19 protein-coding genes and 1 tRNA gene are annotated in these 20,061 nt (G+C 73.2%); 8 read left to right on the top strand and 12 right to left on the bottom strand.

The genetic code is table 11. The annotated features are described in order from the left end of the window. Positions 1–38: 38 nt before the first annotated feature. Positions 39–1,868, bottom strand: coding sequence for a hypothetical protein (locus tag Q3W68_RS03785; RefSeq protein WP_368045718.1), 1,830 nt, complete (start codon positions 1,866–1,868; stop codon positions 39–41). Between the two features lie 91 nt (positions 1,869–1,959). On the opposite strand from Q3W68_RS03785, the gene Q3W68_RS03780 reads away from it, so the two are divergent. The 4 genes from Q3W68_RS03780 to Q3W68_RS03765 all read left to right on the top strand — a co-directional run bounded on the left by Q3W68_RS03780 (position 1,960) and on the right by Q3W68_RS03765 (position 4,338). Further along, positions 1,960–2,040, top strand: a tRNA-Leu gene (locus tag Q3W68_RS03780). 110 nt (positions 2,041–2,150) lie between these two features. After that, positions 2,151–2,996 (top strand): Bax inhibitor-1/YccA family protein, encoded by an 846-nt coding sequence (locus tag Q3W68_RS03775; RefSeq protein ID WP_302904105.1) that lies wholly within the window; start codon positions 2,151–2,153, stop codon positions 2,994–2,996. A gap of 125 nt (positions 2,997–3,121) precedes the next feature. Then, complete coding sequence (locus tag Q3W68_RS03770) at positions 3,122–3,880, top strand: Bax inhibitor-1/YccA family protein (protein ID WP_302904104.1); 759 nt, start codon at positions 3,122–3,124, stop codon at positions 3,878–3,880. Between the two features lie 137 nt (positions 3,881–4,017). Next, the gene (locus tag Q3W68_RS03765; protein WP_302904103.1) at positions 4,018–4,338 is read left to right on the top strand and encodes a hypothetical protein; all 321 of its coding nucleotides are present in this window, start codon (positions 4,018–4,020) and stop codon (positions 4,336–4,338) included. A 122-nt stretch (positions 4,339–4,460) separates the two neighbouring features. Here Q3W68_RS03765 and Q3W68_RS03760 read toward each other — a convergent pair whose 3' ends face one another. The 4 genes from Q3W68_RS03760 to Q3W68_RS03745 all read right to left on the bottom strand — a co-directional run bounded on the left by Q3W68_RS03760 (position 4,461) and on the right by Q3W68_RS03745 (position 9,233). Next, complete coding sequence (locus Q3W68_RS03760) at positions 4,461–5,945, bottom strand: CYTH and CHAD domain-containing protein (protein ID WP_302904102.1); 1,485 nt, start codon at positions 5,943–5,945, stop codon at positions 4,461–4,463. Between the two features lie 40 nt (positions 5,946–5,985). After that, positions 5,986–7,248: an acetyl-CoA C-acetyltransferase gene (locus tag Q3W68_RS03755; RefSeq protein ID WP_128138121.1), complete on the bottom strand. Its 1,263-nt coding sequence runs from the start codon at positions 7,246–7,248 to the stop codon at positions 5,986–5,988. A gap of 58 nt (positions 7,249–7,306) precedes the next feature. After that, complete coding sequence (locus tag Q3W68_RS03750) at positions 7,307–8,119, bottom strand: SGNH/GDSL hydrolase family protein (protein ID WP_302904101.1); 813 nt, start codon at positions 8,117–8,119, stop codon at positions 7,307–7,309. Positions 8,120–8,186: 67 nt separating this feature from the next. Continuing rightward, positions 8,187–9,233, bottom strand: a complete 1,047-nt coding sequence (locus Q3W68_RS03745; RefSeq protein ID WP_302904100.1) for an SGNH/GDSL hydrolase family protein — start codon at positions 9,231–9,233, stop codon at positions 8,187–8,189. 140 nt (positions 9,234–9,373) lie between these two features. On the opposite strand from Q3W68_RS03745, the gene Q3W68_RS03740 reads away from it, so the two are divergent. Together Q3W68_RS03740 and Q3W68_RS03735 are read left to right on the top strand one after the other, a co-directional pair. Beyond that, complete coding sequence (locus Q3W68_RS03740; protein WP_120571584.1) at positions 9,374–9,730, top strand: YkvA family protein; 357 nt, start codon at positions 9,374–9,376, stop codon at positions 9,728–9,730. Positions 9,731–9,808: 78 nt separating this feature from the next. Further along, positions 9,809–11,179 carry a cystathionine beta-synthase gene (locus Q3W68_RS03735; RefSeq protein WP_302904099.1) on the top strand — a complete coding sequence of 457 codons (1,371 nt, stop codon included), beginning with the start codon at positions 9,809–9,811 and terminating at the stop codon, positions 11,177–11,179. Positions 11,180–11,268: 89 nt separating this feature from the next. On the opposite strand, the gene Q3W68_RS03730 is transcribed toward Q3W68_RS03735, so the two are convergent. The 5 genes from Q3W68_RS03730 to Q3W68_RS03710 all read right to left on the bottom strand — a co-directional run bounded on the left by Q3W68_RS03730 (position 11,269) and on the right by Q3W68_RS03710 (position 17,823). After that, positions 11,269–11,778 carry a GNAT family N-acetyltransferase gene (locus Q3W68_RS03730; protein ID WP_302904098.1) on the bottom strand — a complete coding sequence of 170 codons (510 nt, stop codon included), beginning with the start codon at positions 11,776–11,778 and terminating at the stop codon, positions 11,269–11,271. After that, complete coding sequence (locus Q3W68_RS03725) at positions 11,775–12,704, bottom strand: ribonuclease Z (protein ID WP_302904097.1); 930 nt, start codon at positions 12,702–12,704, stop codon at positions 11,775–11,777. Before Q3W68_RS03725 ends, Q3W68_RS03730 begins: the two co-directional genes overlap by 4 nt. 306 nt (positions 12,705–13,010) lie before the next feature. Beyond that, the gene (locus Q3W68_RS03720) at positions 13,011–14,195 is read right to left on the bottom strand and encodes an osmoprotectant NAGGN system M42 family peptidase (RefSeq protein ID WP_128138800.1); all 1,185 of its coding nucleotides are present in this window, start codon (positions 14,193–14,195) and stop codon (positions 13,011–13,013) included. Beyond that, positions 14,192–16,030, bottom strand: coding sequence for an N-acetylglutaminylglutamine synthetase (gene ngg / locus Q3W68_RS03715; RefSeq protein ID WP_302904096.1), 1,839 nt, complete (start codon positions 16,028–16,030; stop codon positions 14,192–14,194). Before ngg ends, Q3W68_RS03720 begins: the two co-directional genes overlap by 4 nt. Positions 16,031–16,032: 2 nt before the next feature. Then, positions 16,033–17,823, bottom strand: a complete 1,791-nt coding sequence (locus Q3W68_RS03710) for an N-acetylglutaminylglutamine amidotransferase (protein ID WP_302904095.1) — start codon at positions 17,821–17,823, stop codon at positions 16,033–16,035. A gap of 205 nt (positions 17,824–18,028) precedes the next feature. Here Q3W68_RS03710 and Q3W68_RS03705 point away from each other — a divergent pair, with 205 nt between their 5' ends. Beyond that, the gene (locus Q3W68_RS03705) at positions 18,029–18,496 is read left to right on the top strand and encodes a hypothetical protein (RefSeq protein ID WP_302904094.1); all 468 of its coding nucleotides are present in this window, start codon (positions 18,029–18,031) and stop codon (positions 18,494–18,496) included. Next, positions 18,493–18,846, top strand: coding sequence for a hypothetical protein (locus Q3W68_RS03700; RefSeq protein WP_302904093.1), 354 nt, complete (start codon positions 18,493–18,495; stop codon positions 18,844–18,846). Before Q3W68_RS03705 ends, Q3W68_RS03700 begins: the two co-directional genes overlap by 4 nt. A 65-nt stretch (positions 18,847–18,911) precedes the next feature. Here Q3W68_RS03700 and msrA read toward each other — a convergent pair whose 3' ends face one another. Beyond that, complete coding sequence (msrA, locus tag Q3W68_RS03695; RefSeq protein ID WP_302904092.1) at positions 18,912–19,571, bottom strand: peptide-methionine (S)-S-oxide reductase MsrA; 660 nt, start codon at positions 19,569–19,571, stop codon at positions 18,912–18,914. A 76-nt stretch (positions 19,572–19,647) separates the two neighbouring features. Further along, a complete protein-coding gene (locus Q3W68_RS03690) occupies positions 19,648–20,061 on the bottom strand; it encodes an HIT family protein (protein WP_135243386.1) in 414 nt (137 codons plus the stop codon).

Raw genomic sequence — 20,061 nt, 5'->3', positions numbered from 1 at the left:
CCCTTCGCCGTGTCCGGGCTCGGAACCGCTGCCGCTTCTCAGAAGCGCCAGGTCCAGGCGTCGGCGAGCCGTACCCCCGGCCGCTCGTAGAGCTGCTCCAGGGTTCGGCGCAGCATCTCCGCGTGCGGTGTGTCGTCGGTCACCGCGACGCACGAGGCGTGCCAGAACTCGACGTCCCGGGCGGCCTGGCGGCGCTGCCGGTCACCCACCGCCGGTGCCACGCCGCGACGGGCCACGTCGGCGAGCAGGGCCGAGGTGGGGCGCTGCCAGGTGCCCATGGTGGCCGATCCGTCCGGGCCGTACGGGCCGATGAAGAAGCCCTCCGGCATGGCGAAGGCGACGCCCGTGGCGGTGGCCCAGCGCATCGGCCAGGGATCGTGCGGGGTGGCTGTGGGCACCGGCACCAGCACCCCGCCGGGGCGTACGCACTGCCGCCAGTGGCCACCGGTGACGAAGTCGGGCAGCGGCGGCCGGTCCATCGTGGGCAGCGGGGTGGGGAAGACGCTGAGCAGCGCCGCGCCGACCGCGAACGGGACGACGCGCCGGGCCCGGCCGGGTTCGCCGAGCGCCCGGTGCACGGCGAGTGTCAGCACGGTGCCGGCGAGCGGCAGCACCGCCAGCGCGAAACGGGTCGGCAGAGCGCCGTCCACCACCGGCAGCCCGGCCAGCAGCGCGTACGGGCCGGGGACCCCGGTCCGCTCGCCGCCGGCCACCACCTCCGGGCCGAGCGCGAGCGCGGCCATCGCCAGCGCGGCGGCCACGAGCGCCACCACCGGGGCGCGCCGGCCCAGCCAGATCGCGCAGCTCACGGCGACCACCAGCAGCGGCCAGCCCAGGAACGTGGTGAACTCGGCCGGGCCGGTGGTGAGCCGTACCGCCTCCGGGCTGCCGAACACCGTCAGCGCGGAGAGGCGGGTCCAGCCGACCAGGTCGGCGGAGAAGTAGGCGGGCGGGAACATGCCGTCGGCGACGCCCTGCGGGCCGGCGAACTGCACCCACAGCGGGTACGCCAGCACCGGCAGCGCCAGCCCGGCGGCGGCGAGCAGGCCACCGGCGAAGGCGGACCCGGCCCGGCGCAGCAGGTCCCGGTCGGCCAGCGCGTACGCGACAGCGGTCACCGCCAGGGTGAGCGCGGCGAGGAAGAGCACCTCCTCGCCGACGAAGACCTGCACGGTGACGACCGCGGCGAGTCCGACAGCGGAGGACGCCATCCGGCGGCGGTCCGGGCCGTCCGGACGGCCGGCCGGGTCGGCGGCGCGCAGCAGCCGGACCACGAGCCACACCAGCACCGGGACCAGCCACTGGGCGGTCATGTGCAGGTGGCCGTTGCTCTGCGAGACCATGCCCGGCCCGAAGCCGCAGAGCGCCGCACCCAGCCCGGCCGCGAGCCGGCGGGTCCGCAGGACGCGGGTGAACAGCAGGTACCAGGCGAGCGCGGTACCGGCCATGTTCGCGGCGACGAGCAGGGCGAACGTCACAGGCGCCCCGAACGCCAGCGTGACCGGGGCGAGGAGCACACCGAGCGCGACGACCGACGTGTTCGCCATCAGGTTCACCCCGTCCGCTGCGTTCAGCCGGCCGGTGACCAGGCTCAGCTCGCCGCGCAGGGCACGCGCGTCCAGCGCCAGGAACCACTCGTACAGCGTCTGGTCGGCCGGGTTGAGCGCGAGCGCCCGCGTGCCCGGCGCCGGCCAGAGGCCGTGGGTGAGCCAGCCGGCGAGCGCGACGAACGCCACCCCGGCGAGCAGGTCCGCCCGGTGCCGCCGGACGGCGGCCGTCACCCGCCGCGTCAGCGCCGCCGGGCGGGCCGCCCGGGCGTGGTCGGGCCCCCGGGTGGTGCGGGCGGCGCTGGTCACGGCCTCGACCATAACGGCCGCACCCGTCGGGGTACGCCGCGTCGCGGCCGAGCCGCTACGGTGAGATCTGCACCGCCGCGTGTCGGACGCGCCGGTGTCACCCGCCCGGGTGGTGGAACGGCAGACACGGCCGCCTTAAAAGCGGCTGCCGCAAGGCGTGCGGGTTCGACCCCCGCCCCGGGCACCCGAACTCTCAGCTTTCCCACAGCCAGCGGTCGCGCGCGCGTTTGCGTCCACGTCTACCCTGGAGTAGCACGTCTACGTGCGATCGACCCCCTGAGGGAGGCCTGAGAAGTGAAGACCTCGAACCCGGTGCTCGCCCGGCTCGGCCAGGCGGCAGAGCGTGAGCGGGCGGCCGGGTACGCCCAGCCCGGGCCGTACGGTCAGCCCGGATACCCCCAGCAGCAGTACCCCCAGCAGCCCTACGCCCAGCCCTACCCGGGCGGCTACGGCCAGCCGGTGGCCCCGCCCACCGTGACCCCGATGACCCTCGACGACGTGGTCGTCAAGACGGTCCTCATGCTCGCCATCCTCGGCGCCTCGGCCGCGGCGGCCTGGGTGCTCGTGCCGGACTCGCTGGTCGGCGTCGCCTGGATCGGCGCCGCTGTGGTCGGCCTGGTGCTCGGTCTGATCATCTCGTTCTCGCGGATGGCCAACCCGGCGCTCGTCGTGGCGTACTCGATCATCGAGGGCGTCTTCGTCGGCATGGTCAGCAAGGCGTTCGAATCGCTCTACGACGGCATCGTGCTCCAGGCGGTCGTGGCCACGTTCGGCGTCTTCTTCCTGATGGCGATGATCTACAAGGCGCGGATCATCCGGGCCACGCCGAAGTTCGCCCGGATCATGGTGGCGATCATGGCCGGCCTGTTCGGCGTGATGCTGGTCAACCTGGTGCTGGCGCTGTTCGGCGTCAACACGCACCTGCGTGACGGCAGCCCGCTCGCGATCGGCTTCAGCCTGGTCTGCATCGTGGTGGCGTCGCTGAGCTTCGTGCTCAACTTCGCCGACATCGAGGAGGGGGTCCGGATGGGCCTCCCGCAGCGCTACTCCTGGACCGCCGCCTTCGGCATCGTGGTCGGCCTGGTCTGGCTCTACATCGAGATCCTGCGGCTGCTCAGCTACTTCCAGGGCGACGACTGACATCACGCCCTCCCCGACGACGCCCGCCTGCCGCATCCGCGGCGGCGGGCGTCGCCGTTTCCCAGTCCCGGCCGCGCCGCCCGGGGGAGAGTGGGATCCGGGTACGTGGGCGGGAGGTGGTCACGGTGCGCAGTGCCAACCCGGTGCTGGACCGGCTGGACGACGTCGGCCGCACCGAGCGGCAGGTGCTCGGGGCCGGTACCGCCGACACGATGACGGTGGCCGACGTGGTCAGCCGGACCGTGGGGCTGCTGCTGGTCACCGGCGTCACGGCGGCGGTGTCCTGGGTGGTGGTGCCGCAGGCCGCGTGGATCTCCGCCGCGCTCGCCGGGAGCGCGCTTGCCAGCCTGGCCCTGGTGCTCGTCATCTCGCTGAAGCAGATCACCAGCCCGCCGGTCATCGTCGGGTACGCGGTGCTCCAGGGGCTTCTGCTCGGGGTGGCCAGCCGCGCCTTCGAGCTGGTCTATCCGGGCATCGTGGCGCAGGCGGTGGTCGGCACGTTCGGCGTCTTCCTCGGCATGGCGGTGCTCTACCGGGCACGGCTGGTACGCGCCACCCCGCGCCTGGCCCGGCTGGTCATCGGCACGCTCGTCGGGATCGTGGCGATCGGCCTGGTCAACCTGTTCGCGTACCTGTTCACCGGCCGGCAGGGGGTGGTCGTCTACAGCCTCAGCGACCGGGTGGGCTGGCTGCCGTACCTGTTCTCGGTGGTGGCGATCATCGCGGGCGCGCTCAGCTTCATCCTCGACTTCGACCTGGTCGAGCGGTCGGCCGCGAACCGGCTGCCCCGCCGCTACGCCTGGTACTGCGCCTTCGGTCTGCTGGTCGGGCTGATCTTCCTGTACTGGCAGATCCTGCGCCTGCTCAGCTACGTACGCCGCTGACGGCGGCTCCGGGTGCCTGTCGCGGCTGATGCCGGCTGAGCCCGCGTACGCCTGCTCGGGCCGCCTGCCGGCGTTGATGCCGGCTCCGGGCGCCTGTCGCCGCGTCGGGGCCCGGAGCCGCCGTAGACTCGGCGGCGATGAGCGCAGCGGAACTGGACCGGGCGGTGACCCTGCTGGTCCGACAGGTCGGGCACTGGCAGCAGCCGCGCTGGTCGGCGAAGGCCGACGGCGGCAACGTGTCCCGCGCCGACCTGGTGCACAAGCTCGTCCAGGAGATCGCCAACCTGGCCGCCGACGCGGCCGGCGAGCCGCGCCGCGAGGTGCCCCGCCTCCCCAGCGACCTGGCGCTCCCGGACCAGCTCCGCGTGGTAGCCGCCGACCTGACCCTCGCCGCACCCCCGGACCAGGTCCTGGCCGGCGCCGCCGAAGCCGTGACCCGAACCCGCGCCGCCCTCTAGCTCTCTCGGCCCGGCCCGGCCCGGCCGCGTTGATCATGAGGTTGGCGGCGACAAAACGGACGCGAATCCCGGTCAACTTCATGATCGACCGAGTGAGGGGGCGCGGGCCGAGGGACGGCGGGTCAGGGCTTGAGCCAGCGGCGTACCTTGCGGTGCCGTGACCGGTCGCGGGCCCGCAGGACGGCCGGGCGGTCGTGGCCGGCGACCTCGGCCTGCCTCGCGTGCAGCAAGCCGTAGGTGAACGTGTTCTCGCCGTCGGCGTACGCCTGGAGCGCCTGCCGCCGGAGCACCTCCCGGGTGACCACCGAGTCCTGGTGGGTGCCGAGCAGATCCTGGAGCGCCTTGAACCGCTTCACCAGGCGGGCGGCCCGCTTGCCGGCGGCCGGCTCGCGCACCTCCACCGCGTAGCGGGCGGCCTTGAGCTTCTTGCGTGCCTCGTGCAGCGCGGCGTCCCCGTCCGGCCCGGTGGTGGCGAGCGCCCGGTCCAGGCGGGAGTCGGCGCGGCGTACCGCCTTGACGATCCGGCGGCCGACCCACCGCCGGCCGACGTCGGCGGGCGGGCCGTCGGCCAGCCGGTCCAGGCGGGCCAGCAGCTCGGGGTAGCGGTCGGAGTCCAGCGCGGACCGCAGCGCGGTGGTCGCCTCGGCCCGCTCGGCCGCGAAGCGCTCGCCGATCCGCGCGGCCACCGGACCGAGCACCAGCTCGTCCGGCAGCGCGCGCACTGCCTCGGTGAGCCGGGCGGCCATCACCTGGGTGTCGCGGACCCGGCCCAGCTCCCCGCCGAGACGGCGCAGCTCGGCCCGGACCGCTTCGCTCTCCCGGCGGTCCCACAGGCCCCGGAAGGTACGCAGCGTCGCCCGCAACCGGCGGGTCGCGACGCGCATGTCGTGGACCGCGTCCTCGTCCCCCTGGTACGCGGCCGCGTGGTTGCCGACGATCGCGTCCCGCTGCGCCCGGACGTACCCGAGGACCGGTGCCGCCGGGCCGCCCGGTTCCCGGTCGTCGAAGCGCGCGAGCCGGCCGGCGACGGCCCGGTGCGACTTGCTGACCGCCACCTCGCGGGCGCCGGCCGCGCGCAGCCGCTCGCCCAGCGCGTCGAGCAGCACTTCGTCGCCCTCTACCAGCTCTATCTCGATCTCGTGCCAGGTCCGCGCGGTGCCGTCCACCAGATCCTCGGACCGGACGTCGTCCTCGGCCACCTCGGCCAGCACCCGGCCGTCCGCGTCCAGCAGCCGGTGTTCCCGGCGGCGGTTGACGACCCGGGCCGCCGGGGCCACCGGGCGACCCCGCGACGCGGCCCGGATCAGCGCGACCAGCTCGGGCGGCGGGCCGTCGTCGGACGCCCCGGCCGGGAACTGGTGCTCGACCCGGGCGCCACCGACAGCGCCGACCTTGAGATGCCAGCCCGCGTCGTGCCCGCCGGTACGCCGGCGCAGCGCGTGCCCGCTGCGCAGCAGGAGCAGGTCGTCGGTGTCCCAGTAGACGGCGTCCAGATCCGAGACGGTGGCGTCGGACATGGTCACGACGCCACCGCACCCGGTCAGGTCGGGCAGCCGGAAACCCTCGTCGCCGGAGTACTTGCGCTCACGTTCCACGACGGTCGCCATGCGGCCTCCCGTACCCGGCCCGTGCTCCGGCGAACCGGTCTCAGCTCAGTCGTTCGAGCACCATCGCCATGCCCTGGCCGCCGCCGACGCACATGGTCTCCAGACCGATGGTCTTGTCGTGCCACTCCAGCGCGTTGAGCAGCGTGCCGGTGATCCGGGCGCCGGTCATGCCGAACGGGTGGCCGACAGCGATCGCGCCACCGGCCACGTTCAGCTTCTCCTCCGGGATGCCGAGCTGCCGGTACGAGGGGATCACCTGGGCGGCGAACGCCTCGTTGATCTCGACCAGGTCGACGTCGTCGATGGTCATGCCGGCGCGCTTGAGCGCCTGCTTCGACGCCTCGACCGGGCCCAGGCCCATGATCTCGGGGGAGAGCGCGGTGACGCCGGTGGAGACGATCCGGGCCAGCGGGGTGAGCCCCAGCTCGGACGCGCGCTCGGCGCTCATGATCACCACGGCGGCGGCGCCGTCGTTGAGGGGGCAGCAGTTACCCGCGGTGATTCGGCCGTCCGGGCGGAACACCGGCTTCAGACCGGCCACCGCCTCCAGGGTCACGCCGGCACGCGGGCCGTCGTCGGTGCTGACGACCGTGCCGTCCGGCGTGGTGACCGGGGTGATCTCCCGGGCCCAGAAGCCGTCGGCGATCGCCTTCTCGGCGAGGTTCTGGCTGCGGACGCCGAACGCGTCCATGTCCTCGCGGGTCACGTCGTACACCTGGGCCAGGTTCTCCGCGGTCTGCCCCATGGCGAGGTAGATGTCGGGGAGCTGCCCGGCCTCGCGCGGGTCGGTCCACACCTCGGCGCCGCCCTGGGCACGAGCCGCGGAGCGCTCCCGCGCCTCGGCGAAGCGGGGGTTCTCCCAGCCGCCGCCGACGAGGGCCTGCGCCTCCGGCGGCAGGGTGTCCGAGTTGCCCCGGGCGTAGCGGGAGACCATCTCCACACCGGCGGAGATGAACACGTCCCCCTCGCCGGCCCGGATCGCGTGCATCGCCATCCGGGTGGTCTGGAGCGAGGACGCGCAGTAGCGGGTCAGCGTGGCGCCGGGCAGGCCGTCGAGGCCCATCAGGGTGGCGACCACCCGGGCCATGTTGAAGCCCTGCTCGCCGCCGGGCAGACCGCACCCGAGATAGAGATCGTCGATGGTGGTGGGATCGAGCGCCGGGACCTTGTCGAGGGCGGCCTGGACGATCGTGGCGGCGAGGTCGTCCGGGCGGACCTCGCGGAGGGAACCCTTGAACGCGCGGCCGATGGGGGACCGGGCGGTGGCGACGATGACGGCGTCGCGGGGCGACTCAATCGGCATGAACCAACGTTAACGCGCGAGTAACATGCCCGGGAAGCCACGAGGCAGGCGGGAAATGTCACCCCGTGGGCGGCCGCCGGTGGTGCCGGAACGCGACGGCAGCCGCGGCCTCGACCGCCGGGAGCAGGGCGTGCGCCCAGACCCGGTAGCCGTCGGCCGACGGGTGGAAGCCGTCGTGGCAGAGCGTGCCCGCGTCCGCGCGGAACACCGGGCCGGTCTCGGTGCCCAGGTCGACGACCGTGCCACCGGCGTCCAGCACGGCCGCCGTCTGGGCCCGCGCCATCCGCCGCCCGGCCCAGCCGAGCACCTGGCGCAGCGGTGCGGCGACCGCGCGTACCGCGCCGAGATCGGGGCACGTGCCCACCACCACCTCGACGTGCGCCTCCCGCAGCCGGCGCACCGCCGAGCCGAGATAGGCCGCCGCGTCACCCGGCCGGGCCATCGCGGTGGCGTCGTTCGCGCCGATCAGGACCACCGCCACGTCCGGCCGCTCGCCGAGCAGCGCCCGGGCCACCTGGGTGGCCAGGTCGGTGGCGCGCGAGCCGGAGACCCCGACGCTCGACAACTGCACCCGGCGGCCGGTCGGCCCCTCGGCGAGCAGGTTGGCGAGCTGACCGCCGATGGTGTCCTCGAACCGGTCGACGCCCACGCCGAGCGCCGACGAGTCGCCCAGCAGCACCAGTCGCAGCGGCGGCGCGTCCGCACGACCGACCGTCGCGCGCAGCACCAGACCCAGCTCGGGCTGGGCGTACTCGCGGCTGCGGGCGGCGATGGCCTGGCCGGCGAGGACCGCCGCGCCGCCCACCGTGCCGGCCAGCAGCGACAGGGCCGCGGCCCGGCCCCACCGGGCCACCTCGTTCCGCTCGCTCATGACAGCACTCCGCTTCGCTCCGTGCCGCCATGAGGCACCTTCGCGCTGAGCCGGCCGATTCGCTCGCTCATGCCGTTCCCTCCAGCGTTGCCGAGTCGGCGGCGCTGCCGGTCGGGGGCACCGCGCCGACACCGAAGAAGGCCCGCCGGCGAAGCTGCGCCCACCGCCCGCCCGGCCCGCGGTCGCGACCCCGGAGCTGGGCGCCGCTGACCTCCGTGCCGGCGTGCCGGGCCGCCTGGTGGGCGGCCTCCGGGAGCGACCGTACGCCTTCCACGCCGGGCAGGACAGGCCTGCGTTCCGGTACGGCGCCCAGCGCGGACAGCACGGTGGGCAGCAACGCCGCCGCGGCTATCGCGTACCCCTCGGCGGAGGGGTGGAACCGGTCCCAGGCGAACATCCGCCCGGGCTCGGCGGCGAACCGCGGCCCGAGCATGTCGCCGAGCGAGACGGTACGGCCGCCGGCCTCGACCACCGCCACCGTCTGCAAGGCGGCGAGCTGGCGGCTCCAGCGCCGGGCCAGCCAGCGCAGCGGCGGCTGGATCGGCCGGATCGTGCCCAGGTCAGGGCAGGTGCCGACGACCACCTCGCAGCCGGCCGCCCGCAGCGTGCGGACCGCGGCGACCAGGTAGCGCACCGCTACCGGGAACGGCGTGCGGTTGGTGACGTCGTTGCCGCCGACCAGGATCACCGCCACGTCCGGCTCGACCTCCAGCGCGGACTCGACCTGCGGCTTCAGCCCGGACGACAGCGCGCCGACCACGGCGAACCGGTGCAGCCGGACCGGCCGGTGCAGTCGGCGGGACAGCCCGGTGGCCAGCAGCGAACCCGGCGTCTCCCGGCGCCTGTGCACGCCGTACCCGGCCGCCGAGGAGTCACCCAGGATGACCATCGTGACCGGTGGGCCGGGCAGTCTCGCGCCGTAGACGCCGTCGCAGCGCGGCGGCGGTGCCTGGGCCATCGGGATGGTGCGGCGGGCCTGCCGGGCCTGGCCGAGCAGCACCCCGCCGGTGGCGGCGGTGGCCGCCACCGTGGCGCCCGTGCCGATCGCCGCGAGGCGGGCGATCTGCCGGGCGCGCTGCCGGCGGACCGGCGCGACGGAACCAGCGTCCCCCATGAACCGACAGTATCGCGCCGGTACGACCACTGCTGTCGGTGATCGGATGGCTGGGCGGTGCCCGGACTGGGTACCGATGGGGGAGCGGGCGCGGGCTTGCCACCGGGCCGCACCATGGTCGGGCGGAGAGGGGCGAAATCATGGGGAAGACGTTGAAGCGCAGCGCCGCGTTCGCCGCGCTGGCCCGGGCGCTGGCGGCGGGAACCCGGGGCGGGCCGTCGCTCGGGGCCCGGCTGGCGGCGCTGCCGCGGATGATCCGCGCGACCAGCCGGGGCGAGTACGACGGCGGCCTGCGCCTGGCGTTGATGGCCGGGGCGACGGCGTACATCGTCTCCCCGATCGACCTGCTGCCGGAGATCCCGCTGGCGATCTTCGGGCTGGCCGACGACGCGGTCATGGTCACCTGGCTGGCCGGCAGCGTGCTCGCCGAGACCGAGCGGTTCCTGGAGTGGGAGGCACGTCGCAGCTCCGTCATCCCCGGGCATGTGGTGCCCTGACGGCACGTACGCTGGTCGGCGAACTGAGGGCTGGCCGGCCGCCGGAGATGACGGCGGCGCGACGAAGGGCACAACGAGGTGCAGTACTACGACAACGTCGTCGAGCTGATCGGCAACACGCCGCTGGTACGCCTGCGCAACGTAACCGAGGGCATCCAGGCCACCGTGCTGGCGAAGGTGGAGTACGTCAACCCGGGCGGCTCGGTCAAGGACCGGATCGCGATGCGCATGGTCGAGGACGCCGAGAAGGCGGGCATCCTGCGTCCGGGCGGCACGATCGTGGAGCCCACCAGCGGCAACACGGGCGTCGGGCTGGCCCTGGTGGCCCAGCTCAAGGGCTACCGCTGCGTGTTCGTCTGCCCGGACAAGGTCAGCCAGGACAAGCAGGACGTGCTGCGTGCGTACGGCGCCGAGGTGGTGGTCTGCCCGACCGCCGTCGCGCCGGAGGACCCGCGCTCCTACTACAACGTCTCCGACCGGCTGGCGCGGGAGATCCCCGGCGCGTGGAAGCCCAACCAGTACAGCAACCCGGCCAACCCGCGCTCGCACTACGAGACCACCGGTCCGGAGCTGTGGCGGCAGACCGAGGGGAAGATCACCCACTTCGTCACGGGCGTCGGCACCGGCGGCACCATCTCCGGCATCGGCCGCTACCTCAAGGAGGCGTCCGAGGGCCGGGTCAAGGTGATCGGCGCGGACCCGGAGGGCTCGGTCTACTCGGGCGGCACCGGCCGGCCGTACCTCGTCGAGGGCGTCGGTGAGGACTTCTGGCCGGAGACGTACGACCGGTCGGTCGCCGACGAGATCGTCGAGGTGTCGGACAAGGAGTCGTTCGAGATGACCCGCCGGCTCGCCCGCGAGGAGGGGCTGCTGGTCGGCGGCTCCTGCGGCATGGCCGTGGTGGGCGCGCTGGAGGTGGCCCGCAAGGCCGGCCCGGACGACGTGATCGTGGTGCTGCTGCCGGACGGCGGCCGGGGCTACCTGTCGAAGATCTTCAACGACAAGTGGATGGCCCGGTACGGCTTCCTGGACGACTCGGGCACCGAGCCCACGGTCGCCGACGCGCTCGCCGGCAAGCCCGGCGGCCTGCCCGAGCTGGTGCACGTGCACCCGACCGAGACGGTCCGCGACGCGATCGACTACATGCGTGAGTACGGCGTCTCCCAGCTCCCGGTGCTCAAGGCCGAGCCGCCTGTGGTGACCGGCGAGGTGGCCGGCTCGATCGCCGAGAAGGACCTGCTCGACGCGCTGTTCACCGGCCAGGCCCACCTGCACGACACGATCGAGCGGCACATGGGCGAGCCGCTGCCGATGATCGGCGGCGGCCAGCCGGTGAGCGAGGCGGTCGGGCTGCTGGAGAAAGCGGACGCGGCGCTGGTGCTGGTCGACGGCAAGCCCAAGGGCGTGCTGACCCGGCAGGACCTGCTCGCCCACCTGGGCGCCCGCTGACCCTGCATGTAAGGAAGGGCCCCTTGTTAACACCGCGGTGTTAACAAGGGGCCCTTCCTCTACCGGAGGCGTTAACAGGGGGCCCTTCCTTACAAGCGCCGGGCGTAGCGGAGCTGGGGGACGAGCACCGCGCCGATGTGCTCGTCGCGCTGGAGGCCGGTGGCGGTCCAGCCGCCGCGCTCGTAGAACCGGCGCGCGGCGGCGTTGTCCCGCAGCACCCACAACGCGGCACGAGTCCACCCACGGGCCCGCATCGCATCGAGCGCGTCCACCATCAGCGCCCGCCCGGTGCCCCGGCCCCGCTCGGACGGCTCCAGGTGGATCGCGTTGAGCAGCCCGGTCGCCGGGTCGCCCTCGTCGTCCGGCCCGAGGTAGCTGAAGCCCACCAGCCGCCCGTCCCGCTCGGCCACAGTCATGCGGTGGTCGGCGCCCTCCCAGGTCAGCCGCTCCACCCAGTAACGGCCCATCGCCTCGGGCGTCGGGTCGGCGAGCGCCTCGGGCGGCAGGAACGACGAGTACGCCGCCACCCGTGAACGCTGGTGCAGGGCGCCGACCGCCATCAGGTCGGCCTCGGTCGCGGAACGTAGGGAGATCGTCACCCGGGCGACGGTACCCGCCGGGGCGGCACCTGCACCGTCTGGAGATCCTCGGCGATCACCAGATCACCTGCGAAGTGCTCCCGGGCCTCGTCGTGGAAGCGGCGCGGGTCGGCGTACCGCTGGGAGAAGTGGGTGAGCACGAGCGTGCGTACCCCCGACTCGGCCGCCACCCGCGCGGCCTGGCCGGCGGTGAGGTGCCCGACCTCGGCGGCGAGCGCCGCCTCCGACTCCAGGAACGTCGACTCGATCACCAGCAGGTCGGCGTGCTCGGCCAGCGCGTACACGCCGTCGCAGAGCCCGGTGTCCATCACGAACGCGAACCGCTGCCCCGGCCGGGTCATGCTCACCTCGTCCCGGGTGACGCGGCGTCCGTCGCGGTCCAGGTGGCCGTCGCGCAGCAGCCGCCCCACGTCCGGACCGGCGATGCCGTACGCGGCCAGCCGCTCCGGAAGCATCCGGCAGCCGTCCGGCTCGACCAGGCGGTAGCCGTACGTCTCGATCGGGTGCCGCAGCCGGCGGGCCTCCAGCGTGCCGACGCCAAGCGTGATCCGCTGCCCGTCGGTGTCGATCGGCTCGACGGCGAGTTCGGCGGTCTCGTAGAAGCTGGAGGCGTGGCGCAGCCGGGCGAAGTACTCGGCGCCGCCGGCCGGGAAGTGCACAGCCACCGGGCGCGGTACGCGGTCCAGCGAGAGGCGCTGGATCGTGCCGGGCAGGCCGAGGCAGTGATCGCCGTGGAAGTGGGTGACGCAGATCCGGGTCAGGTCGGTGGCGGTGATCCCGGTGTGCAGCATCTGCCGCTGGCTGCCCTCGCCGGGGTCGAAGAGGATCACCTCGTCGTCCCAGCGCAGCAGGTAGCCGTTGTGGTTGCGCTGCCGGGTCGGGGCCTGGCTGGCCGTACCGAGCACCACCAGCTCACGCATGGACACGGCACCCTCCCGAGCGCATAAAGCGACCCCCGGGGCTTCCGCGCTCGCGCGCGGGCCGGCTGGACTGGGCCGGCACCCCGGGGGTCGGGTGGCTGTCGTGGTTTCGCCGCACCGCTGCCACACGGTCTCGACGATCCTGCAGGTGCCCGCCTCGCGGCGGACGGGTTTTCACTGTCGAGGACAGCGGCTAGCGGACAGCCACCTCACGAGTCCGATTGCTATACAAGTCTGGACCACCTCCTTTCCCGTGTACCGCCACGCTATCCACTTCCCGGCGGCCGCGGCAACGGATTTCGATCACAGGCGTCAGTCCAGGCCGATCGGGCCCTCGCGCGGGCCCTCCTCGTTCGCCGGCTGCACCGCCAGCGACGGGAAGTCGGCCAGGTCGCCCTCCGGCTCGGCGTCCCACTCCGGGAAGACCAGCGGGCTCTGCAGGTAGAGGCAGAGCAGCTGGGTGAGCTGGTGCAGGCCGTCGAGGTGGGTGCGCTCGTGGCCGTGCGTGGCGTCCACGCCGAACCCGAGCAGCGCCACCCGGGCGTGCGCCCCGGCCTCGACCGCCGCGGCCACATCCGAGCGGTAGTAGTCGAACACGTCCCGGACCAGGTCGACGCCGTGCTCCTTGGCGATCGAGGCCAGGTTGCGGGTCAGGTGGTAGTCGAACGGGCCGACCCCGTCGCCCATCGCCAGCGTGGCGGCTGTCTCCCGGGACTGCTGGCCCGGCGCAACCACGGCCGCGTCCACCGAGACGATCTCCGCGACGTCCGGGTCCAGCCCGTGGCTGGCGCCGTGGCCGATCTCCTCGGTGACGGTGACCAGCAGGTGCGCGGTGACCGCCGGGGTGACCCCGGCGTCGACCATCGCCTTGAACGCGGTCAGCACCGCCGCCACGCCCGCCTTGTCGTCCAGGTGCCGGGACTTGACGTACCCGTTCGGGGTGATGGTCGGGTTGGGCAGGAACGCCACGAAGTCCCCGGCGTCGATGCCGAGCGCCCGCAGCCCGGCCTCGTCGTGCACCGGCTCGTCCACCCGCACCTCGACCAGCTCCCAGCCGACGCCCTGGAGGTCGACCGCCTCGTTGTAGCGGTGCCCGCTCGCCTTCAGCGGCAGCACCTGGCCGGTGACGACCCGCTCCAGGTCGTCGGTGAAGATCCGCACGTGGGCGCCCTCCGCGAAGCGGGCGCTGTGCGTGCCGATCGGGTTGACCTCCAGCCGGCCGTTCTCCTTGAGCCGCTTCACCATGCCGCCGATGGTGTCGGTGTGCACCACGATCGCCCGGTCGGCGCCGGTCGACCGGGGGCCGGGCAGACAGGCGCTCAGCGCCCCGCGACGGGTCAGCGTGGAGCTGATCCCGATCGCGGAGAGCCGCTCGCCCACGTACTGCTGGATGTGGTCGGTGCGCCCCGACGGGCTGGGGATCTCCAGCAGCTCCACCAGCACCTGGCGGAGGTAGTCGAGGTCGAGCTTGAGCGGTTGGGGTTTGCGTGCGGTCATGCCCCAGAGCCTGCCGCACCGGCCGGCGACCAGAGTCGCTGCGGTGCCCGGGTACCCGGGAAGAGCAGGTCGACGAAGCGCTCGGCGGTCGGCTGCGGCTCGTGGTTGGCAAGTCCGGGCCGCTCGTTCGCCTCGATGAACACGTGTTCCGGCTGGTCCGGGGCGGGGACCAGCAGGTCCAGCCCGGTGACCGGAATGTCCAGCGCCCGGCTCGCCGTGACGCACGCCTCGGCGATCGCCGGGTGCAGCTCGGCGGTCACGTCGTGGATCGTGCCGCCGGTGTGCAGATTGGCCGTGCGGCGCACCGCCAGCACCTCGCCCTCCGGGAGCACGTCGTGCATCCGGTACCCGGCCTCGGCCACCACCTCGCGGGTCATGTCGTCGACGGGGATGCGGGACTCGCCGCCGGTGGCGGCCGCCCGTCGCCGGCTCTGCCGCTCGATCAGCTCGGTGATGTCGTGCACCCCGTCGCCGGTGATCTGCGCCGGGCGGCGTACCGCGGCGGCGACCACCTCGTGGTCGATCACCACCACCCGCAGGTCCTCGCCCGCGCGCAGTTCCTCGATCAGCACGTCCGGGCAGAACCGGCGGGCCAGCTCGACGGCCGCGGTCAGCGCCTCCGGCGTACGCACGCCGACGGTGATGCCGTTGCCCTGCTCGCCGCGCGCCGGCTTGACCACCACCAGGCCCACGTCGTTCAGGAACGCCACGTCGTCGGGCTCGCCGGTGGCGGTACGCCCGCGCGGCACCGACAGCCCCGCCTCGGTGAGGATGCGCCGGGTCACCCGCTTGTCGTCGCAGCGGCTCATCGCCACCGCCGAGGTCAGCTCGGACAGCGACTCGCGGGTGTGGATGGTCCGGCCGCCGGTGGTCAGCTTCAGCTCACCCCAGTGCGGGTCGGTCACCTCCACCCGGATGCCGCGGCGCATCGCCTCGTCCGCGACGATCTTCGCGTACGGGTTCAGCTCGTCGTACCCCTCGGGCATGGCGGGCAGGAACAGGCGCTCGTTGATCGGGTTCTTCCGCTTCACGCAGAGCGTGCCGGTGCGGTGGAAGCCGAGGCGCTCGTACAGCCGGATCGCGCCCGAGTTCTCGGCCAGCACGGACAGGTCCACGAACGCCCGGCCGCGCCCGTCGAGCCGGTCGGCGAGCGCGGTGAGCAGCGCCTGGCCGGTGCCGGGCGGGGCGGTGTTGAAGTCCACTGTCAGGCACCACAGGCTGGCGCCGTTCTCCGGGTCGCCGAAGACCGCGACGTGGTCCACGCCGGTGATGGTGCCGACCACCTCACCTGTGGTGTCCTCGGCCACCAGGTGCAGGAACCGGTCCGTGCCGGCGTTGTCCACGAGCACCTCGACCGGGGCGGTGACCATGCCGTTGCGCGCGTAGATCCGGTTCACCGCCTCGGCGTCGGCGGCGTCACGCAGCGGCCGGACGGTCAGCCCGGGCACCTCGCCGCCCTCGGTGGCGGCGGGGCGCTTCTCACCCAGCGGCAGCCGGTAGGTCAGCGACGGGTCGATGAACAGCTCGTCCGGCAGCCGGGACACCAGCACGTGCGGGTCGCGCAGGTAGATGCAGATGTCCCGGGCGCCGACGGCCTCGGAGCGCAGCACGTCGGCCACGTGCACCTGGTCGTCGAACGTCTGCCCGAACACAAGCCGGCCCCAGCCGCAGTCGAGCACCACGCCCGAGGCGTCGGTGGACCCGGTCTCCGGCTGTCGCGGCTCCGGCGTACCCGGTGCGACCGGGTCACCGCCGGGGCCGATGCGTTCCCGGCGGCGCCCCAGCACCCGTTCCCGGTCGGTACGCGCCGTTCCGGTGGCGAGGGTGTCGGTCACGGTCAGTCGATTCCGTGGCTCTGGAGCCACATTTCCAGGAGTCCCAGTTGCCACAGCTTGTTTCCGTTCAACGGGGTCAGTTCGGCATTCGGGTCGGCGAGCAGCGCGTCGACGTAGTCGGCGCGGAACAGGTCACGACGGCGGGCCTCCGGCGAGGTGAGCGCGTCGCGTACCCGGTCCAGGAGCTTGCCCTCCAGGTGGGTGAGACCGGGCACCGGGAAGTAGCCCTTGGGCCGGTCGATGACCTCGTGCGGCAGGACCCGGCGGCCGATCTCCTTGAGCACGCCCTTGCCGCCCTGGGCCAGCTTCAGCTCCGGCGGGCAGCTCGCGGCCAGCTCGACGAACTCGTGGTCGAGGAACGGCACCCGGGCCTCCAGCCCGTGCGCCATGGTCATGTTGTCGACCCGCTTCACCGGGTCGTCGGTCAGCATGACCTGGGTGTCGATCCGCAGGCCCGCGTCGACGGCGGTCTGCGCCCCCGCGCGGCCCAGGTGCGCGGCCACGAACTCCCGCGCCGGGTCGCCGTCGGCCAGCCACGCCGGGTTGAGCACCCGGGCCAGTCCGGCCGCGTCGCGGTCGAAGAACGCCTTCGCGTACGTCTCGAGCGCCTGCTCCCGGTCCACCCCTGCGAGCGGCGGGTACCAGTGGTAGCCGCCCAGGATCTCGTCCGCGCCCTGGCCCGACTGCACCACCTTGACGTGCTTCGCGACCTCCTGGCTGAGCAGCCAGAACGCCACGCAGTCGTGGCTGACCATGGGCTCGCTCATGGCCGCGACGGCGGCCTCCAGCGGCGGCAGCAGGTCGCCGGTGGGCACCCGGATCTGGTGGTGGTCGGTGCCGAACGTCTTCGCGATCAGGTCGGAGTAGACGAACTCGTCGCCCTCCCGGCCACCCACCGCGTCGAAGCCGATGGAGAACGTGGCGAGGCCGGACTGCGCCTGCCCCTCGCCGGCGAGCAGCGCGACGACCAGGCTGGAGTCGAGGCCGCCGGAGAGCAGCACGCCCACCGGCACGTCGGCCACCATGCGGCGGCGTACGGCGGTGGTCAGCGAGCCGAGCAGCGCGTCCTGCCAGTCCCGCTCGGACCAGCCGGCCCGCTCGGCGGAGCGGCTGAACGCCGGATCCCAGTAGACCCGCTCGTGGGTGGAGCCGTCCGCCTCGTACACCCGGACCGTGGCCGGCGGCAGCTTGGTGACGCCGGCCAGGATGGTGCGCGGCGGCGGCACGATGCTGTGGAAGCTCAGGTAGTGGGCGAGCGCCACCCGGTCGATGGTGGTGTCGATGCCGCCACCGGCGAGCAGCGCCGGCAGGGTCGAGGCGAACCGCACCACGCCGGGGCTCTCGGCCAGGTAGAGCGGCTTGATGCCGAGGCGGTCCCGGGCCAGCACCAGGCGGCCGGTGTCGCGCTCGCTGATCGCGACCGCGAACATGCCGATCAGGTGGTCGACGAAGTCGAGCCCCCACTCGGCGTACGCCTTGATCACGACCTCGCTGTCGCCGGACGAGAAGAACCGGTGGCCCTTGGCCTGGAGTTCGGCGCGCAGTTCCCGGTAGTTGTAGATGCACCCGTTGAAGACACCGGTGAGCCCGGCGGCGGCGTCCACGATGGGTTGGCCGCTCGCCGCGGACAGGTCGATGATCTTCAGGCGCCGGTGTCCCAGCGCGGTCGGGCCCTGCGACCAGACGCCGCTGTCGTCGGGCCCTCGGTCACTCATCGTGGCCGCCATCCGCTCCACGGCCGAGACGTCGGCGCGTGAACCGTCACGGCGGAACTCTCCCGCAAGTCCGCACATACGAGCCAATGCTGCCAGAGCTTGTTGCAGTTCGCCTGTTGAGACGATGACGAACGTGTGACAGCTTGCTACGATGCGCCGTCACGCAGGGTGGTCGCCTGTCATGCCGTCGGTTCCTGCCTCACTCCACTCGATGTCGGGATTCGGCTCCCGCAAGGGTGTGAGGAATGCCGCAGCGCGCTACTTCTGAAGTAGTATTGATGTCATGTCGATGCCCTTGGAGTCGGTGCCGTTCTCCGAGCTGCTGCGCCAGCCGACGGAAACGGCGGAACGGCTGGCCCGTACCCGAGCTCTGCGGCTGCGTCGCCGCGACGCCGCCGACCTGGTGCTGATGTCCGCCGAACGGGCTGAGGCCGAGGGCGAGGTGGTCGACCTGACCGCGCGGCTGCTGGCCGGCCTGGCTCGGCGAGAGCCGGCCCTGGTCCGTGAGACGCTTCCGACCGTGCTGCCCTGGATGCGGTTCCTGCCTCAGGGAGACGCCGAGCAGATGACCGACGAGTTCATCGCCACAGCCGAGGCCGCAGCCGCTGTGGGCAGCACCGCGGCGGTGTCCCAGCTGCTCGCCGAATGGCGGCACACCGCTGAGGTTCACGCCGATCCCGACCTGCATCGGATCCTGGCCGCGCCCAGCGCCGACGACTTCGGGCCGGTCACGCGCCCGGCCGACGAGTGAGCGCGAAGCGCGGCGAACGCGCCGCCCCGCCACCCCGGCCCGGTGGATACACCCTGCGGTTCGCCACCAACGACGCGGCGAAGGGCTGGGAGGAACTGTGCCGGCAGGCCGCGGCCAACACGCGCGGCGCATTCGACGCGATCGAGGCGCACCCCTGCCCGTCCCCGCCGAACAGCCGCCAGCACCCCCTCAAGGGCTCCCTCGCCACAGCCGTGCACAACGGCCGGGCGCTGCCGCAGTGGCAGTACGAGGTCACCGCCGGCGGCCGCATCTGGTACCTGGTCGACGACCAGACCCGAACCTGCTGGATCAAGCACGCCGGAACCGGCCATCCCAGAGCCACCGATTGACCGCATGCGTTCGGGCCCTCGTCCCTGGAGGGCGAGGGCCCGAATGGGGCAGTGCTCGGGTCTGGCTACGCGGTGCGGGCCACGCCGACCGGGCAGCTCAGCCCGTTCGGTCCGTGGTTGCAGTAGCCGTTCGGGTTCTTCGTCGGAGCCAGGTACTGCTGGTGGTAGTCCTCGGCGAAGTAGTAGTCGCCGAGCGGCGCGATCTCGGTGGTGATCTCACCCTTGCCGGCCCGCGCCACGATCGGCGCGAACGCGTCCCGCGACGCCTTCGCGGCGGCGGCCTGCTCGTCGGTGGTGGTGTAGATCGCCGAGCGGTACTGGGTGCCCACGTCGTTGCCCTGGCGCATGCCCTGGGTCGGGTCGTGGTTCTCCCAGAAGACCTTGAGCAGGTCCTCGTAGGCGATCTTCGACGGGTCGTAGACCACCTGGACCACCTCGGCGTGCCCGGTCATGCCGGAGCAGACCTCTTCGTACGTCGGGTTGGTGGTGTACCCGCCCGCGTAGCCGGCGGACGTGGTGATCACGCCGGGGAGGGTCCAGAACAGCCGCTCGGCGCCCCAGAAGCAGCCCATGCCGAAGACGGCGACCTGCGCGCCCTCGGGGAACGGGCCCTTCAGCGAGGACGGAAGCACCTCGTGCCGGTCGGCGATCGGCATCGCGATCGGGCGGCCCGGCAGGGCCTGGTCAGGAGAGATCATCTCGGCCTTCATGCGGCGGAGGAACACGGTGGGACTCCTCTCTTGGCTTTCCCAGCGTGTGCAACAGCGTCGGCCCCCGGTTCCTTACCCGCCCACGCCGGCGTCAGGCCAGCGCCGCCGAGATCCGCCCGGCGAACTCCGTCGCCTCGGCGTCGTCGGCGTACCGGGTACGCGGCCAGAAGAAGCCGCGCAGCCCGTCGCCCTTGGTCCGGGGCACCACGTGGGTGTGCAGGTGCGGTACGGACTGGGACACCCGGTTGTTCATCGCCACGAACGTCCCACCGGAGCCCAGACCGGTCTCCACCGCCACGGCGATCCGCTGCACCAGCCGGAAGTAGCCGGGCAGCGCGTCGGCGGGCAGGTCGGACAGGGTGACCAGGTGGGTGCGGGGCACCACGAGCACGTGGCCCTTGAACACCGGCCGGGTGTCGAGGAACGCGACCCCGTCCGGCTCGTCGGTCACCCGGAACGCCGGTACCTCGCCCGCCACGATCCCGCAGAACACACACCCGCTCAT

Source organism: Micromonospora sp. C28ISP2-4 (genome assembly GCF_030519385.1).
Taxonomy (GTDB): domain Bacteria; phylum Actinomycetota; class Actinomycetes; order Mycobacteriales; family Micromonosporaceae; genus Micromonospora; species Micromonospora tulbaghiae.
This window is presented reverse-complemented; position numbering and strand designations above follow the sequence as displayed.

What these genes read in the sequence shown, in the direction of transcription:
- Q3W68_RS03785 (WP_368045718.1), bottom strand. Translation starts at nt 1,868, where the DNA reads ATGGTCGAGGCCGTGACCAGCGCCGCCCGCACCACCCGGGGGCCCGAC.
- Q3W68_RS03765 (WP_302904103.1), top strand. Translation starts at nt 4,018, where the DNA reads ATGAGCGCAGCGGAACTGGACCGGGCGGTGACCCTGCTGGTCCGACAG.
- Q3W68_RS03760 (WP_302904102.1), bottom strand. Translation starts at nt 5,945, where the DNA reads ATGGCGACCGTCGTGGAACGTGAGCGCAAGTACTCCGGCGACGAGGGT.
- Q3W68_RS03755 (WP_128138121.1), bottom strand. Translation starts at nt 7,248, where the DNA reads ATGCCGATTGAGTCGCCCCGCGACGCCGTCATCGTCGCCACCGCCCGG.
- Q3W68_RS03750 (WP_302904101.1), bottom strand. Translation starts at nt 8,119, where the DNA reads ATGAGCGAGCGGAACGAGGTGGCCCGGTGGGGCCGGGCCGCGGCCCTG.
- Q3W68_RS03745 (WP_302904100.1), bottom strand. Translation starts at nt 9,233, where the DNA reads ATGGGGGACGCTGGTTCCGTCGCGCCGGTCCGCCGGCAGCGCGCCCGG.
- Q3W68_RS03740 (WP_120571584.1), top strand. Translation starts at nt 9,374, where the DNA reads ATGGGGAAGACGTTGAAGCGCAGCGCCGCGTTCGCCGCGCTGGCCCGG.
- Q3W68_RS03720 (WP_128138800.1), bottom strand. Translation starts at nt 14,195, where the DNA reads ATGACCGCACGCAAACCCCAACCGCTCAAGCTCGACCTCGACTACCTC.
- Q3W68_RS03710 (WP_302904095.1), bottom strand. Translation starts at nt 17,823, where the DNA reads ATGTGCGGACTTGCGGGAGAGTTCCGCCGTGACGGTTCACGCGCCGAC.
- Q3W68_RS03705 (WP_302904094.1), top strand. Translation starts at nt 18,029, where the DNA reads ATGTCGATGCCCTTGGAGTCGGTGCCGTTCTCCGAGCTGCTGCGCCAG.
- Q3W68_RS03690 (WP_135243386.1), bottom strand. Translation starts at nt 20,061, where the DNA reads ATGAGCGGGTGTGTGTTCTGCGGGATCGTGGCGGGCGAGGTACCGGCG.